The following is a 15,529-nucleotide window of genomic DNA, read 5'->3' as shown; positions in this document are numbered from 1 at the left end:
CAATGTCATCAACCTAAGCTGCAGCCCTGCCCAAGGCAAGCCCCCCGAAGCAGCCAGCCGCCATGGCCGTCGGGCGATGACCAGGCCTCTGCCGCTCAATCAGGCGGTCTAGCTGGGCTGGCGGTGATGTGATCATCGTCTGTTCCGGCTGTCTAGGCGAGATTTCTCGTCCTCCGGACGAGCCTATGCCGACCGCTTGTGGCCAGCTTTTTTTGCACGGAGGTTGGGCGGTGGTGTTTCTTCAGCGCGTCGGTTTGTAGCCCTCACAACCTCGGCTGGCTGCGCGTTTGCGTTGGCGCGCAAAGCTACGGCCTGAGCGTACGGCACTGAGGCTTTTAGCCATCAAGGCCAGCACATTGCTCAGCCCCTGAGCACAGTGCCGCACCAGCAGCTCGACCAGGGTATTTTTGAGCCGTGACACGCCTTGGGTGAAGTTGACTTTCCATCGCAGCTTGCGACCTTTGTGGCGCTGTTCGATGACCGGCTGTAGCAGGTGCTGCATCAACAGCGCCAGGTTCTTCAACAGTTGAGCGGCATGAAAGTCCTGCTTTACAGCGGTCACGCTGCGGCCGCTGAAGTTGTCCAGCGTCAGGGTTTGTTTGAGGCGACGGAAGTCGGTTTCGATGCCCCAGCGGCGGTGGTAAAGCTCGGCAAACACCTCAGCGGGAAAGGCTTCTCGATCCAGCAGCGAGGTCAGCAATACTTCGCTTTCGCCGTTGGCCAACTCGACCCGGATCAGTCTCAGCTCGATCTGGCTGGCAGGATCAACGCCAGCCTCGGAGCAGAACAGACGTGCTTCAGGATGGTTGGCCACGAAAAGCTGTGTGTCTTCAACTTGGCCAGAGTGTAGAAACGCTTTGACCTGGGCGTTATAGCCACAGGGCAGGCGCATCAGAAAGTGCCGCTGTTGCTGCGCGAACAGCGCGAATAACCAGTGCCCAGGGTAACCACGGTCAAACAGCGTCAGGCTGTCAGCCGGCAGGTGCTCAAGGTGCAGATGGGCACAGTCGCGCTCACCGACTGTCAGGGGCACGATCAGGCTATGCAAGGTTTGACCGTCAGCGACTTCGTAGAGTGTGGACAAGCGAGCCATGGGAAAGCCAGAGTGACTGCCAAAGAAGGTCGCCATGGTCGACTCCAGGGGTAAATGCACGGTCGAGCCATCCACCGCGAGCACCCTCAGCCCACGCCACTTCTGACGCAGCCCGAAGCAGTCAATTTGTTGCTGCAGGAGGCGATTGAGACTTTCAAATACCTCGGGGTTGAGCTTTTTGCGCGCTTTGCAGAAGGCCTGCGCAGTGACCATTTGCGTCTCAGTCGACGCCTGATTGAGTACGCGATAGAACTGATCGAGTTCGGTTTGCAGGGCCGTGCGCGGCTGATTGAGCAGGAACAGGACGAGGTTCTTGAAGGTGAGCTGGCGTCGGCGGGTAAAGTCTTGAGGATTCTGGCGGTGGGCGGCGATGAAGGCGGGACAATCGAGCGGGCTGGTTATTTTTTGTACAATTTTCAAGCCAGGGTTTGGCTGGCGGTGTCAAGCGATGCGGTATAGGTAGTCAAAAGGGCTTCTCCCATGCACTGATTTGAGCGCTAATTATATGATATTTATGGATAATTTCCAAAGTTGATGACATTGGCACGAAATCGTGCCCTCAGTCCTCTTCTGCCAAAAACCAGGCATAGAAGCGATAGCCAGCCCAGATCGCAACAGCATTAGTCAGTAGGGTGAGCCATGGATATACACCTTCGATACCAGCCAGCCATTGCAGCTTGAACAACAAAGCACCCACCATGACGCATGCAAGAACTCCCAAGCCGAACCCCATTAGCCAGAAAATGCGTTCATGCAAGCTCGGATTGCCACCGTGCCAATTATCGCTCAGACAGAACGGGCAATGACTGCTGGTAGGCGAATACCCCAGCAGACCTCGGCTATACGTCGTGCGTGGCACCATGATTTTTCCGCAGCAATGGCAGGTAACGGTCGAATGGCGCATAACACCTCCTGGAAGGGATTGGACTATGCGACTCAGGATTGCAAAGGTTCAGATAAACCCAAGCGATACCAAACCCACCAAAGATCGGTGTAAATGCCGACCACCCGACAGGTGGAAGAGGCGCCATCGCAAGGAAATGCAATGAATGATTTGGCGGTTTTGCCTACCCCCAGCAAAGTATTCCGGTCATTGCTAACGGCTACCGGCTACCGCCCTTGCCTGGAAGGTAAAGGATTTGGTCGAGATCTTGATCACCTAGCCCTCGAAGAGCGCTCGGGCAGCAACTTCGACTTATTGGAGAACTGTCAAGCTCAATGGCTACGGACCATTCGGGACGATGCTGGGGCGGACTGGAGCAATCTGGCCGAGTCCGCCTGGAATAGGCACAGCAACCTGCTGCGCTCACTGGCGCGAAAGGCAGATACCACCGGGATGATTCAGGATCGTGCGCGACCTGCCATCTTTAGGATGCTGGTGATCCCTGAGATTTCAGGCTTTGTTCGTCGCGTGCATCAAGAGTTACCGTTGCTAGATATTCGGCAGTGGTGGGATTCCCCCTTTGCCACCTGGCTTATCGCTGCACAACAACAAAGCTCACTTTCTGCACAAAAATTGTTAGAGCGGCTTGCCAATCACGTAGATCTGGACGAGCGCACGCTGGAGCGCTGGCAGCAGGGTAACGCTATCGGTAAAAGCCTGTGGCCGTACCGCGATACGGTTACTCCCCGCGCCGCGTGCACCACAACGCGGCGCGGCCTGCCCGAAATACAGGCAGCACCCCGTGCTCATGCCCCATGAAGGGGCGTCTCGCCAGCCTTGGTCCAGCGCAAAAGCCGCTGACACCTGTCAATCGCGCCTTGGCACCGCTCTTGCTTTGTCGATCCTGCAGGCGAAGCTGCTGCGACAATTCGAAATAGCCGACTAGGGTTCCGACTCGCTCGCGAGTGGCTGGTCCGAGAGTTGGCGACCTCCAGTGAGGTTACACGGCGGGATAAAAGCCCGGGAGAACAGCGTGATCCGCACGCAGCTCCTGCGCCATCCCCAAACACTGGAGGGTTTGCCATGTGCCCGCTCGTATCGGCTCTGCCGTTCACCACCCTGCCCGTTCTAGCAGCTGTCGCAAACCGGGGCACCTGTCCATGCGCCTGATCAATCGAACGCCGAGCCGCAGCGGCTGGCTTGCTCTGGCCATACTGCCCTTCGCCCTGATGCTGGCGCTGTACCTGACCAGCTCTACCCAGCGCCTGGAAATCAATCCCAACGACAAGCTCCTGCCCAGCTTCGACCAGATGAGCGCGGCTGTCGAACGCCTCGCCTTCACCCCGGACAAACGCTCGGGCGACTACCTGTTCTGGCAGGACACCGCCTCGAGTCTCAAGCGCCTCGGTAGCGGGCTGGCCATCGCCGCCGTGGCCGGCCTCTGCCTGGGCGTCGCCGCTGGCACCCTGCCGCTGTTCGGTGCGCCTCTGTCGCCTCTGCTGACCGTGCTGTCGATGGTGCCACCGCTGGCGATCCTGCCGATCCTGTTTATCGTGTTCGGGCTGGGCGAGCTGTCCAAGGTGATGCTGATCGTCATCGGCATCACCCCGATCCTCGCCCGCGACCTCGAGCAGCGTGCTCGCGAGATACCCCGCGAACTGCTGATCAAGGCGCAGACCCTCGGCGCCAACACCTGGACGCTGATCCTGCGCCTGGTGTTGCCGCAGCTACTGCCACGCCTGCTCATCAGCCTGCGCCTGGTGCTCGGCTCGGCCTGGCTGTTCCTCATCGCTGCCGAAGCCATTGCCTCCACGGATGGGCTCGGCTACCGCATCTTCCTCGTACGCCGCTACATGGCCATGGACGTGATCCTGCCCTACGTCGCCTGGATCACCCTGCTGGCGTGGGCCATGGATTTCTCGCTGCGGCGCCTGACCCAGCTGCTGTTCCCCTGGTATGAAGGAGCCAAGGCATGAGCGACAGAAAGAGCGCAGCCGTTGCGGGCGGATCCGTCGCCCACCTGGAGCACGACGCATCTATAAGCCGCAGCGCAGGCGATGCCAGACCGTTCATCCAGGTCAGGAATGTCTGGCAGCAGTATGGCGACCAGGTGGTGCTGGAGCGCCTGAACCTGAAGATTGCCGAAGGTGAGTTCTGCACCCTGGTCGGTGCCTCCGGTTGCGGCAAGTCGACCTTCCTGCGGCTGCTGCTCGGCCAGGAAGCGCCCAGCCGTGGCGAGATCCTGCTGGATGGCCAGCCATTGGCAGACGAACCGGACGCCAGTCGCGGCGTGGTCTTTCAGCGCTACTCGGTATTTCCGCACCTGACGGTGCTGGACAACGTCGCCCTCGGCCTGGAACTCCCGCGCGCCCCGCTGCTGGGTCGTCTGCTCGGACGCCGCAAGCGCGATGCCCGTGAGCAGGCTGCGCAGATGCTGCACAAGGTCGGCCTCGGCCATGCGCTGGACAAGTACCCGGCACAGCTCTCCGGCGGCATGCAACAGCGACTGGCCATCGCCCAGGCGCTGGTGATGAAGCCCCGCGTGCTGTTGCTGGACGAGCCCTTCGGCGCCCTCGACCCCGGCATTCGCAAGGACATGCATGAGCTGCTGCTGGAGCTGTGGCGGGAAACCCGGCTGACGGTGTTCATGGTCACCCATGACCTCTCGGAAGGCTTCACCCTCGGCAGCCGCATCCTGGTCTTCGACAAACCGCGCATCGATCCCCACGCCCCGGGTGCCTATGGCGCACGGGTGACCTACGACATTCCGCTGCACGAGGGCCGCCATGCTCCCGGCGCGTCCGCAGGCATGCCGACCGCCCTCGCCGACTCTTTTCGCACTGCCTATCAAGGAGCCTGACATGAGTGCTTCACTCGCGATCCGCCCCACGCTGTACGAGGAAACCGTTCCTGGCGGCGGCCACACCTCCTTCATCCTCAAGCGGGGCCAACTGCTGCGTCTGACCGATCTCGAAGGCGGCGCCAACGTCAGCCTGATGCTGCTCAACGCCCAGGAGAAGAGCGAGCGGCTGAACCTGCCGGATACCCTCAAGGGCCAGCACACCGCCAAGCTCACCGCCGGGCATTGCCTGTACTCGGACATGGGGCGCGTACTCGCCGCCATCACGGCCGACACCTGCGGCTGGCACGACAGCTTCGGCGGCGTGCTGAACGCCGATGAAGTCATGGAGAAGTACGGCCAGGGCCGCTATCAGGAACTGCGCAATGGCTTCTTCCGCAATGGCACCGACAACCTGCTGGTGGAAATGGGCAAGTGGAACCTGAACCTGCAGGACCTGCTCATGGTGCTCAATCTGTTCAGTCGGGTGGACGTCACCGCCGACGGTGCCTTCGCCTTCCATAGCGGCAACTCCCAGGCCGGCGACTACCTGGAACTGTACGCACCGATGGACACCCTGGTGATCCTCACCGCCCTGCAGCATCCGCTGGACCCGAACCCGGTGTACGCGCCCAGGCCGGTCAAGCTGTCCTGGCATCAGGTGGCCAGCGACGGCATCAGCGTGCTCTGCCGCACCTCGCGCCCGGAAAACGGTCGTGCCTTTCACAACACCGAACGCCTGTACATCTGAGGAGGTGGCCGTGATGAGCCTTACCGAAAGCAGCCTGCACCCCGAAACCGCCGCGTTCCGCCATGTGATCCCGGCCGGCGAACCGTACCTGTTCGAAGTCAAGGCCGGACAGACCCTGCGCCTGCTCGATCTCGAAGGCAACCAGGCGGTGGACACGCTGTTCTTCAGCGCGAAAAACCCGCGCGAGCGCTACGACCCGCAGCGCACTCTGCGCCGGCAGAACCGCGTCTACCTCACCACCGGCACGGTGCTCTATTCGAACCTCGGCAATCCGCTTCTGACCATCACCGCCGACACCTGCGGCCGCCATGACACCCTCGGCGGGGCCTGCGCCCAGGAGAGCAACGTGGTGCGCTACGCGCTGGACAAGCGCTACATGCACAGCTGCCGTGACAACTTCCTGCGCGCGAGCCTCAACGACGGTCGCCTGACCAAACGCGACATTGGCGCCAACATCAACTTCTTCATGAACGTGCCGGTGACCCCCGAAGGCGGCCTGACCTTCGCCGACGGCATCTCCGCGCCAGGCAAGTATGTGGAGCTCAAGGCCGAGCAGGACGTGATCGTGCTGATCTCCAACTGCCCGCAGCTGAACAACCCCTGCAACGGCTGGAACCCGACGCCGGCCGAGGTGCTGGTGTGGAACTGATGCCGCTGTTGCGTCGCTACCTGCTGCCGTTGCTGCAGGCGCGCGCCGGGCAGCGACCCGAGCGGCCGGCAACGAAGAAACCCTCCCCAACCACGGACGGCCGTGGCACTGATGAATAAAGGCGGGACGGCCCGCCAGCCCTTCGAGGGTTACTGACCATGTTCGACAAACTGCTGATCGCCAACCGCGGCGCCATTGCCTGCCGCATCCTGCGTACGCTGCGCAACCTGAATGTGAACGGCGTGGCCGTCTACTCCGAGGCCGACGCCGCCAGCCTGCATCTGCAGCAGGCCGACGAGGCCCACAGCCTGGGCGAAGGCCCGGCCACGCAGACCTATCTGGACGTGGAGAAGATTCTCCGCATCGCCCGTGAAACCGGCGCGAAAGCCATCCACCCCGGCTACGGATTCCTCTCCGAGAACGCGGCGTTTGCCGAAGCCTGCGAGGCCGCCGGGATCGCCTTCGTCGGCCCGACGCCGGAACAGCTGCGGGTGTTTGGCCTCAAGCACACCGCCCGCGCCTTGGCCAAACAACGCGGCGTACCGATGCTGGAGGGCACCGAGCTGCTCGACAGCCTCGCCGATGCCCTCGGCGCAGCCGAGCAGGTCGGCTACCCGGTGATGCTGAAAAGCACCGCCGGTGGTGGTGGTATCGGCATGCGCGTGTGCCGCACGGCGGCGGAGCTCACTGATGCCTTCGACGCGGTCAAGCGCCTGGGGCAGAACAACTTCAGCGATTCGGGCGTGTTCATCGAGAAGTACATCGAGCGTGCCCGCCACCTGGAGGTACAGGTGTTCGGCGACGGCGCCGGCGACGTCATCGCCCTGGGCGTGCGCGACTGCTCGGTGCAGCGGCGCAACCAGAAGGTGCTGGAGGAAACCCCGGCGCCGAACCTGCCGACCGGCATGGCCGAGGCCCTGTGCGAGGCGGCAATCACCCTGGCCAAGGCGGTCAGTTACCGCAGCGCCGGCACCGTCGAGTTCGTCTACGACGCCGAAGCCCAGCGCTTCTACTTCCTCGAGGTGAACACCCGCCTGCAGGTGGAGCACGGCGTCACCGAGCAGGTCTGGGGCGTGGATCTGGTGCGCTGGATGATCGAGCTGGCCGCCGGCGACCTGCCGCCTTTGGTCGAGCTGGTGAAGGGTCTCAAGCCCAGCGGCCACTCGATCCAGGCGCGCGTCTACGCCGAGGACCCGGGCCGGGACTTCCAGCCGAGCCCGGGCCTGTTGACCGCCGTGGCCTTCCCGGCCGCCGACGGCAAGAGCCTGCGCATCGACACCTGGGTCGAAGCCGGCTGCGAGATCCCGCCGTATTTCGACCCGATGATCGCCAAGGTCATCAGCTGGGCGCCGAGCCGCGAAGCGGCCCGCGCCGCGCTGGACGCCGCCCTCGGCGACACCCTGATCTACGGCGTGGAAACCAACCGCGATTATCTGCGCCAGATTCTTGCCTTCACCCCATTCGCCAGCGGCAACCCCTGGACCCGTTGTCTGAAGGGCCTCAGCTACAAGGCCAACACCTTCGAGGTCATCAGCGCCGGCACCCAGACCACCGTGCAGGACTTCCCCGGTCGCCTCGGCTACTGGGCGGTGGGCGTGCCGCCGTCCGGCCCGATGGACAGCCGCGCGCTGCGCCTGGGCAACGCCCTGTTGGACAACCCCGAGGACGCCGCCGGGCTGGAAATCACCATGAGCGGACCGATCCTGCGCTTCAATACCGATGCGGTGGTGGCGCTGACTGGCGCCGAGATCCCCGTGAAGCTCGATGACGTCGCGCAGCCGATGTGCACCGCCATTTTCGTCCCGGCCGGCAGCACCCTGACCATCGGCACCATCACCGGCGCCGGTGCCCGCTCCTACCTGGCCGTGCGCGGCGGCGTGCAGGTGCCGGAGTATCTGGGCAGCAAGAGCACCTTTACCCTCGGCCAGTTCGGCGGCCACGGTGGCCGCGCCCTGCGTGCCGGCGACGTGCTGCACCTGGCACCGCTGAGCGACTCGTCGGCCGGCGCCAGGCTCGCCGCCGAGCTGTGCAGCGCCCTGCCGGCGGTGCGCGAGCTGCGGGTGATCTACGGCCCGCACGGCGCGCCGGAATACTTCACCGAGGGCTACATCGCGCGCTTCTTCGCCACCGACTGGGAAGTGCACTTCAACTCCAGCCGCACCGGGGTGCGCCTGATCGGCCCGAAACCCGAGTGGGTGCGCGAGAGCGGCGGCGAGGCCGGCCTGCACCCGTCGAACATCCACGACAACCCCTACGCCATCGGCGCGGTCGATTTCACCGGCGATATGCCGGTGATCCTCGGCCCGGACGGCCCGAGCCTGGGCGGCTTCGTCTGCCCGGTGACCATCATCGAGGCAGATCTGTGGCAGCTCGGCCAGCTCAAGGCCGGCGACAAGGTGCGCTTCGTCCCGGTGGATGTGCTGACCGCACGCCAGCTGGCCAAGGCCGCCGATGCCGAGTGCGCCAGCCTCGCGCCGGCGGCAGTGGTCGCCACGCCGGTAGCTCTGCAGTCGCCCATCGTGCTGGATATCGGTGAAGCGGACAGCCGCCTGGTCGCCCGCCTCTCCGGCGACACCCACCTGTTGCTGGAAATCGGCGCGCCGGAGCTGGACCTGGTGCTGCGCTTCCGTGGTCATGCACTGATGCAGGCCCTCGAAGCCAAGCAGCTCGATGGGGTGATCGACCTGACCCCCGGCATCCGCTCCCTGCAGGTGCACTACCAGCCCGAGACCCTGGCGCTGGAGGATCTCTTGGAGATCGTCGCCGGCCTGTGGGATGCCGTGTGCGCCGCGCAGGATCTGAAGGTGCCCTCGCGCATCGTCCACCTGCCGCTGTCCTGGGACGACCCGGCCTGCCAGTTGGCCATCGAGAAGTACATGACCACGGTGCGCAAGGACGCGCCCTGGTGCCCGAGCAACCTGGAGTTCATCCGCCGCATCAACGACCTGCCCAACCTCGACGCGGTGTACCGCACGGTGTTCGACGCCAGCTACTTGGTGATGGGCCTCGGCGACGTGTATCTCGGTGCGCCGGTGGCCACTCCGCTGGACCCGCGCCACCGCCTGGTCACCACCAAGTACAACCCGGCGCGCACCTGGACCGCGGAGAACTCGGTGGGCATCGGCGGCGCCTACATGTGCATCTACGGCATGGAAGGCCCGGGCGGCTACCAGTTCGTCGGCCGCACCCTGCAGATGTGGAACCGCTACCGCGCGGTCGAGGCGTTCGGCGGCCAGCCGTGGCTGTTGCGCTTCTTCGACCAGATCCGCTTCTACCCGGTCTCGGCCGAGGAGCTGTCGAGAATCCGCCGCGATTTTCCGCTCGGCCGCTACCCGCTGAAGATCGAGAACACCGAGCTGCGCCTGTCCGACTACCAGGACTTTCTTGCCGCCGAGGCCGACAGCATCGACGCCTTCCGCCGCCAGCAGCGCGGCGCCTTCGACGCCGAGCGCCAGCGCTGGATCGAATCGGGCCAGGCGCACTTCGAGAGCGAGGAAGTCGCCGCAGACCTCGGCGAGGACGCCCCGCTCGGCGCCGGCCAGCTCGGCATCGAGAGCCACATCGCCGGCAACCTCTGGCAGGTGTCGGTGGCCGAGGGCACGCGGGTCGATGCCGGCGACGTGCTGGTGATCCTCGAGAGCATGAAGATGGAAATCCCGCTCACCGCGCCGGTCGCCGGCGTGGTCAAGGAAGTCCGCGCCCAGCCAGGGTCGCCGGTGCGCGCTGGCCAGCGGGTGGTGGTGATCGAGGAGGCGTGAGGCCCCTCGGCACCCGAAGCAACCGTAGGGTGGATCGCGCTTTATCGATCCACCCACCGGCCCAGCGGGCCGGCAACGAACATCGCGGTGGAAAAGGCTTCGCCGTTTTCACCTTACGAGGGACATGAGATGACCACGACATTCGACCTGCGCCTCGCCACCCTGAGCGCCGCCTACACCGCCGGGGACATCACCCCGCGCCAGCTGATCCTCGGCCTGCGTGACAAGGCCGCCGCGCTCAACGGCGAGTTCAACGCCTTTATCCACCTGCTGAGCGCCGAGGAACTTGAGCCATACCTGGCCACGCTGGAGAGCAAGACGCCCGCCGAGCTGCCGCTCTACGGCGTGCCCTTCGCCATCAAGGACAATATCGATCTCGCAGGCGTGCCCACCACCGCCGCCTGTCCCGCGTATGCCTACACACCGGAGACCAGCGCCACCGTCGTCGATCAGTTGATCGCCCTCGGCGCAGTGCCGCTGGGCAAGACCAACCTCGACCAGTTCGCCACCGGCCTCAACGGCACCCGCTCGCCCTACGGCGAATGCCGCAACTCGGTGCACCCGGACTACCCCTCCGGCGGCTCCAGCGCTGGCTCCTCGCTAGCCGTTGCGCTCGGGCTCTGTTCCTTCGCGCTGGGCACCGATACCGCCGGTTCCGGCCGGGTGCCGGCGGCGCTGAACAACCTGGTGGGCCTGAAAGCGAGCAAAGGGCTGATCTCCACCGCCGGCGTTGTCCCGGCCTGCCGTACGCTGGACTGCGTGACCTTCTTCACGGCCACAGCGGCCGAAGCCAGTCAGCTGCTGGCGCTCACCACCAGGCTCGATCCGCGCGACGAGTACAGCCGCAGCAACCCGCTGTGTAATGACGGCTCGGCCTTCGGCCAGATCAAGACCTTCCGCTTCGGCATACCCCAGCACCTGGAATTTCTCGGCTGCGCGGAAAGCGCGGCGTTGTTCGCCGCCACCATCGAACAGCTGAAAGCCCTCGGCGGCGAGCCGGTGGAAGTGGACTTCGCCCCCTTCCTCGAAGCTGCACGCCTGCTCTACGAAGGCCCCTGGGTGGCCGAACGCTACAGCGTGGCGGGCGCGCTGATCGAGCAGCAGCCCGACGCCGTGCTGCCGGTAATAAAAGCCGTTCTGGAGAAAGCCCCCGGTACAACCGCCGTGCAGCTGTTCCAGGCGCAATACCGCCTGCAGCAACTCAAGGCCGTCTGCGACCGCACCATGGCCGAGGTCGATTGTGTGCTGACGCCCGCCTACCCGCGCCCAGTGACGCTCGCCGAACTTCACGCCGAGCCGGTCAAGCGCAATTCGGACCTGGGCTACTACACCAACTTCATGAACATGCTCGACTACGCCGCTGTCGCGGTGCCGGCCGCCACCATGCACAACGGCCTGCCCTGGGGCGTGACGCTGTTCGGCCGGGTGTTCACCGACCAGTACCTGCTGAGCCTGGCCGATGCGCTGCAGCATCAGACAGGGCTGAAGTTGATCGGCGGTAACGCGCTCATTACCCCGCCGCCCCGGAATCCGGCCCGCAACGACCGCGCCCGCCTGGTGGTCTGCGGAGCGCACCTGGACGGCCTGCCGCTGAACTGGCAACTCAGGCAGCGTGGCGGACGGCTGCTGGAAACCACCCGCAGCTCGCCGGACTACAAGCTCTACGCCCTGGCCGGCGGGCCACCGCTGCGCCCGGGCATGGTTCGCGTCGCCGAAGGCGGAGCGGCCGTCGAGGTTGAAGTCTGGGAGCTGCCGAACCAGGAGCTCGGCTCCTTTCTCACCGGCATTCCGGCACCGCTCGGCCTGGGCAAGGTGCAGCTCGCCGACGGCCGCTGGGAAACAGGCTTCATCTGCGAGCCCTACGGCCTGGACGGCGCCCAGGACATCACCGAACTTGGCGGCTGGCGCACCTATCTGAAGCGTCGCAGCTGAGGCAGACGAGGAGCGACGGGGTTGCACTGCGGCCATCCCGTCGCATTGTCGGAACATCCAGCGCCGGGCCGACCTCCGATGCAGAGCCACGCCGACTCCGGTCGGCACCATCTGCATCCGAAGGAGGACTCCATGCGTATCACCCTGCCACGCATCGGTCTCGGCGGCGCACCGCTGGGCAACATGTTCCATCCGCTCAGCGAAGAAACCGCCGACGCCACCCTCAATGCCGCCTGGGACGCCGGCTTTCGCTATTACGACGTGTCGCCGCACTACGGCGCGGGCCTCGCCGAGCAGCGCTTCGGGCGCCTGCTGAGTGGCAAGCCGCGTGACGAGTACGTCCTGAGCACCAAGGTCGGGCGCCTGCTGCAGCCGGCCAGCCAGCCGGAAAACGCCAAGCCCTTCGTCGACGAGCTGCCCAACAAGCGTGTGCCGGATTATTCGGCCGACGGCGCACGCCGCTCCATCGAGGACAGCCTGGAGCGCATGGGCGTCGATCGCCTCGATGTGGTGTTCATCCACGACGTTTCCGAAGACCAATGGGGCCCGCAATGGCGCGAGTACTTCCAGCAGGCCATGAACGGCGCGGCGAAGGCGCTGACCCAGCTGCGCGATGAAGGCGTGATTCGCGGCTGGGGCCTGGGGGTCAACCTGGTGGAGCCATGCCGCCTGGCTCTGGAGCAGAGCGACCCGAACGTGTTCCTGCTGGCCGGCCGCTACTCGCTGCTGGAGCACGACGAGGCGCTGGACACCCTGTTCCCGACCTGCCAGGCACGCGACGTTGGCGTCGTCGTTGGCGGGCCGTTCAACTCCGGCGTCCTGGCCGGTGGCGATCACTATGAGTACGACCAGATCCCACCACAGGTCGCCCAGCGCAGGGAGCAGCTCAAGGCCGCTGCCGAGCACTGCGGCGTCGATCTGCGGGCCGCCGCCCTGCATTTCTGCCTGGCCAACCCGGTGGTCGCCTCGGTCATCCCGGGCACGGCCAATCCCGAGCGTCCCCGGCAGTACATGGAAGACTTCAACGCCCAGGTGCCCCGGGAGTTCTGGCAGACCCTCAAGCAAGACGGCCTGCTGCGCGAGGATGCGCCGGTGCCGATCTGACCCCTGCCAAGCCGTAACGGGCTGACCGCCCCCATGCGCCGCCTGGCCCGTGGTGGCGGTCGGGCCGGAACGGTGTCGTCAGCTGCGCCATCCGCACTATCGCGGAGCAAGCCTCCCCATTAATGAGCAGCGCCGTGCCGGGCGCGCCACCCGTGTTGGCTCCGGCGCTGGCTGCAACTCATTGAAACTCCACGAGTTCGCTGCCAGCCATCGCATCTGGCACGCAACCTGCTCTGTCCCCCTTGCACGGGATGAGTCGCCTCCGGCACTCATGACGCTTGGCACAATCAGGAGCAACTTCAAGGAGAACTAGGGTTCCGGCTCACAGGGAGTGGGCGCTGGTCCGAGAGTTCTCCGGTCCCAGGGACGGGACTACACGGAGGGATAAAAGCCCGGGAGACGCGATGTCATCCCGTGCCTGTCATTCCAATGTGTAGGGAAATCACGCCATGTCCACACTGCGCTCGCTGAACAAGACCCTCCTCGCCGCCGGCCTGGCCGTCGCGACGTTGTTTTCACCGCTGGCCAGCCAGGCCGCCGAGAAGCTGAAGATCGGCACCGTGGTCTGGGCCGGCTATGGCCCCTTCTACGTCGCCGACAAGCTCGACCTGTTCAAGCCCCACGGCCTGGACGTGGACCTGCAGTTCTTCAACGACCCGGCGCTGATCCCCACCGCCATGGTGAGCCGCGCGCTGGACGGTGGCATGCTCACCTACGATCAGGTAGTGGCCTCGGTCGCCAAGGGCTTGAAGCACCGCGTGGTGATGCCCATCGACTTCTCCAACGGCGGTGACGCCATCGTTGCCGACGCGTCGATCCAGTCCATCGCCGACTTCAAGGGCAAGAAGGTCGGCTTCAACCCGCTGTCGCCCTCCGACTTCCTGCTGGCCTACGCGCTGCAGCAGAACGGCATGAGCGACAAGGACATCAACGCCGTCAACATGACTCCGGAAGGCATCCCCGGCGCCATGGCCTCGGGCAACCTGCCGGTCGGCGTGACCTACGAGCCCAACGTCTCGCAGATCCTCTCCATGGGCGGCGGCGACAAATTCAAGGTGGTCTATTCGTCCAAGGACGCACCGGGGCTGATCACCGATGTGCTGGTCTTCGACGAGGCGGTGATCGCCAAGAAGCCTGCCGCCATCAAGGCGATGATCCAGGGCTATCTCGACGGCCTGGCCTACATGCAGGCGCACCCTGAGGAGTCGGCGAAGATCATCGGCGACGTGCTCGGCGTCAGCGCCGAGGAAGCCGTCGAGCAGATGGCCGGCGCCTACAACATCCCCCTTGCGGAGATGGGCAAGAGCTTCACCCCAGGCGACGACACCCATTCCTTCCATGGCAGCGGCGCGATCATCGCCAAGCTGCTCAAGGACAACGGGCAGATCCCGACCATCCCGGATTTCAGCCAGACCTACGACGCCCAGTTCACCGAAGCGCTCGCCCAGTAAGCCGACGCCGGGCGGGCCGCGGCCCGCCTGTGCTGGAGAAAAACCATGACTGCCAAACCTCTGTACCGTTACGCCGATGGCCGCCTGCCCAACACGCTGGCGATCCTCTATACCGCGCTCGCCTACGGCGGCGGCCTGGCTCTGCTGTTCGCCGGTAACGGCTGGCTGAACGCGCTGGGCACGCTGCTGCTGGCCCACGGCATGATCATCGCCGCCTACCTGATCCACGAATTCGCCCACGGCGCCATCTTCAGCGTGCCCAAGCACAACGAATGGGCCGGCAATGTCTGCAGCTGGCTGTGCGGCAGCTGCTACGCCGAGTTCCAGGACCTGCGCAAGAAGCACATGCGCCACCACGTCGACCGCGCCGACGTGATCACCTTCGACAGCAAGGCCTTCCTCAAGGCACGCCCGCTGTGGTTCCAGAAGCTGGTGCTGGCGCTGGAATGGGCCTATGTGCCGGCGGTGGAGCTGATCATGCATTTCTATGTGATCGCCCTTCCCTTCATCACCGACAACGACAAGCACCGCGCCCGGCGCGGCAAGGTCGCCGCGGTGCTGGCCATTCGCACACTGCTCTTTGCCGGGCTCGCGGTGCTCTCGCTGAAGGCCTTGCTGCTCTACGCCGTGGCCTGGATGATCATGCTCAGCGTGCTGCGTTTCGCCGATGCCTATCAGCACACCTACGAGGCCTTCGCCGTGCTGGAGGACGGTGGCAAGCTGCCGGAGGACAAGCGCCGCGACCGCAGCTACGAGCAGCAGAACACCTACAGCAACGTGGTTTCCGAGCGCTGGCCGGCGCTGAACCTGCTGCTGCTCAACTTTTCCTTCCACAACGCCCACCACGAGAAGCCGGTGGCGCCCTGGTATCGCCTGCCCAAGCTGCACGCCGAGCTGTACGGCAGCACCTACAACCAGGTCATCCCGATGCGCAAGCTGCTCGGCAGCTTCCACCGCTACCGCGTACGTCGCGTGCTGGACGATGACTACGGGGTGGTCAGCGAAGGGCCGAACAAGGCCGACAACTTCTACGGCGCCGTGGGCGTCTCGTTCCTGACGGCGGTGTGAC

The 15,529-nt window shown here is 64.9% G+C and carries 12 protein-coding genes and 2 riboswitches; of the genes, 10 read left to right on the top strand and 2 right to left on the bottom strand.

Translation table 11 applies throughout. From position 1 onward, the window contains the following. Positions 1–241 precede the first annotated feature (241 nt). Positions 242–1,513, bottom strand: coding sequence for an IS4-like element ISPa1635 family transposase (locus tag ACTJJX_RS33295; protein WP_004423958.1), 1,272 nt, complete (start codon positions 1,511–1,513; stop codon positions 242–244). A 139-nt stretch (positions 1,514–1,652) separates the two neighbouring features. Next, positions 1,653–1,997 carry a hypothetical protein gene (locus tag ACTJJX_RS33290; RefSeq protein ID WP_023082674.1) on the bottom strand — a complete coding sequence of 115 codons (345 nt, stop codon included), beginning with the start codon at positions 1,995–1,997 and terminating at the stop codon, positions 1,653–1,655. A 93-nt stretch (positions 1,998–2,090) separates the two neighbouring features. Between ACTJJX_RS33290 and ACTJJX_RS33285 the strand changes: the two genes are divergently transcribed. From ACTJJX_RS33285 to ACTJJX_RS33240, 10 genes are all read left to right on the top strand, one after another. Next, complete coding sequence (locus ACTJJX_RS33285) at positions 2,091–2,795, top strand: hypothetical protein (RefSeq protein WP_124082403.1); 705 nt, start codon at positions 2,091–2,093, stop codon at positions 2,793–2,795. A gap of 112 nt (positions 2,796–2,907) precedes the next feature. Continuing rightward, a riboswitch (guanidine-I (ykkC/yxkD leader) is annotated at positions 2,908–3,005 on the top strand. 131 nt (positions 3,006–3,136) lie between these two features. Further along, complete coding sequence (locus ACTJJX_RS33280; RefSeq protein ID WP_023082672.1) at positions 3,137–3,952, top strand: ABC transporter permease; 816 nt, start codon at positions 3,137–3,139, stop codon at positions 3,950–3,952. Beyond that, positions 3,949–4,836 (top strand): ABC transporter ATP-binding protein, encoded by an 888-nt coding sequence (locus ACTJJX_RS33275; RefSeq protein WP_023082671.1) that lies wholly within the window; start codon positions 3,949–3,951, stop codon positions 4,834–4,836. Before ACTJJX_RS33280 ends, ACTJJX_RS33275 begins: the two co-directional genes overlap by 4 nt. 1 nt (position 4,837) lies before the next feature. Continuing rightward, positions 4,838–5,566, top strand: coding sequence for an urea amidolyase associated protein UAAP1 (locus ACTJJX_RS33270; RefSeq protein ID WP_023082670.1), 729 nt, complete (start codon positions 4,838–4,840; stop codon positions 5,564–5,566). A 13-nt stretch (positions 5,567–5,579) separates the two neighbouring features. Then, the gene (locus ACTJJX_RS33265; RefSeq protein ID WP_011913149.1) at positions 5,580–6,215 is read left to right on the top strand and encodes an urea amidolyase associated protein UAAP2; all 636 of its coding nucleotides are present in this window, start codon (positions 5,580–5,582) and stop codon (positions 6,213–6,215) included. Between the two features lie 158 nt (positions 6,216–6,373). Further along, positions 6,374–9,973, top strand: coding sequence for an urea carboxylase (uca, locus tag ACTJJX_RS33260; RefSeq protein ID WP_023082669.1), 3,600 nt, complete (start codon positions 6,374–6,376; stop codon positions 9,971–9,973). A gap of 129 nt (positions 9,974–10,102) precedes the next feature. Continuing rightward, complete coding sequence (gene atzF / locus ACTJJX_RS33255; protein ID WP_023082668.1) at positions 10,103–11,905, top strand: allophanate hydrolase; 1,803 nt, start codon at positions 10,103–10,105, stop codon at positions 11,903–11,905. A gap of 132 nt (positions 11,906–12,037) precedes the next feature. Next, positions 12,038–13,009 (top strand): aldo/keto reductase, encoded by a 972-nt coding sequence (locus ACTJJX_RS33250; RefSeq protein ID WP_023082667.1) that lies wholly within the window; start codon positions 12,038–12,040, stop codon positions 13,007–13,009. A gap of 298 nt (positions 13,010–13,307) precedes the next feature. After that, positions 13,308–13,410, top strand: a riboswitch (guanidine-I (ykkC/yxkD leader). Positions 13,411–13,458: 48 nt separating this feature from the next. Then, the gene (locus tag ACTJJX_RS33245) at positions 13,459–14,460 is read left to right on the top strand and encodes an ABC transporter substrate-binding protein (RefSeq protein ID WP_020306334.1); all 1,002 of its coding nucleotides are present in this window, start codon (positions 13,459–13,461) and stop codon (positions 14,458–14,460) included. A 45-nt stretch (positions 14,461–14,505) separates the two neighbouring features. Beyond that, on the top strand, positions 14,506–15,528 hold the full coding sequence (locus tag ACTJJX_RS33240) for a fatty acid desaturase family protein (protein ID WP_023082666.1): 1,023 nt from the start codon (positions 14,506–14,508) through the stop codon (positions 15,526–15,528). The last annotated feature ends 1 nt before the right edge of the window (position 15,529 follow it).

This window comes from Pseudomonas sp. 22490 (genome assembly GCF_052044465.1).
GTDB classification, from domain to species: domain Bacteria; phylum Pseudomonadota; class Gammaproteobacteria; order Pseudomonadales; family Pseudomonadaceae; genus Pseudomonas; species Pseudomonas aeruginosa.
Note: the sequence above shows the minus strand (reverse complement) of the source record. Positions and strands in the feature narration are given on the sequence as shown.

Excerpts from the sequence above, each read along its gene's own strand:
- ACTJJX_RS33265 (WP_011913149.1), top strand. The coding sequence starts at position 5,580 with ATGAGCCTTACCGAAAGCAGCCTGCACCCCGAAACCGCCGCGTTCCGC.
- ACTJJX_RS33250 (WP_023082667.1), top strand. The coding sequence starts at position 12,038 with ATGCGTATCACCCTGCCACGCATCGGTCTCGGCGGCGCACCGCTGGGC.
- uca (WP_023082669.1), top strand. The coding sequence starts at position 6,374 with ATGTTCGACAAACTGCTGATCGCCAACCGCGGCGCCATTGCCTGCCGC.
- ACTJJX_RS33275 (WP_023082671.1), top strand. The coding sequence starts at position 3,949 with ATGAGCGACAGAAAGAGCGCAGCCGTTGCGGGCGGATCCGTCGCCCAC.
- ACTJJX_RS33240 (WP_023082666.1), top strand. The coding sequence starts at position 14,506 with ATGACTGCCAAACCTCTGTACCGTTACGCCGATGGCCGCCTGCCCAAC.
- atzF (WP_023082668.1), top strand. The coding sequence starts at position 10,103 with ATGACCACGACATTCGACCTGCGCCTCGCCACCCTGAGCGCCGCCTAC.
- ACTJJX_RS33270 (WP_023082670.1), top strand. The coding sequence starts at position 4,838 with ATGAGTGCTTCACTCGCGATCCGCCCCACGCTGTACGAGGAAACCGTT.
- ACTJJX_RS33285 (WP_124082403.1), top strand. The coding sequence starts at position 2,091 with ATGCCGACCACCCGACAGGTGGAAGAGGCGCCATCGCAAGGAAATGCA.
- ACTJJX_RS33245 (WP_020306334.1), top strand. The coding sequence starts at position 13,459 with ATGTCCACACTGCGCTCGCTGAACAAGACCCTCCTCGCCGCCGGCCTG.
- ACTJJX_RS33290 (WP_023082674.1), bottom strand. The coding sequence starts at position 1,997 with ATGCGCCATTCGACCGTTACCTGCCATTGCTGCGGAAAAATCATGGTG.
- ACTJJX_RS33280 (WP_023082672.1), top strand. The coding sequence starts at position 3,137 with ATGCGCCTGATCAATCGAACGCCGAGCCGCAGCGGCTGGCTTGCTCTG.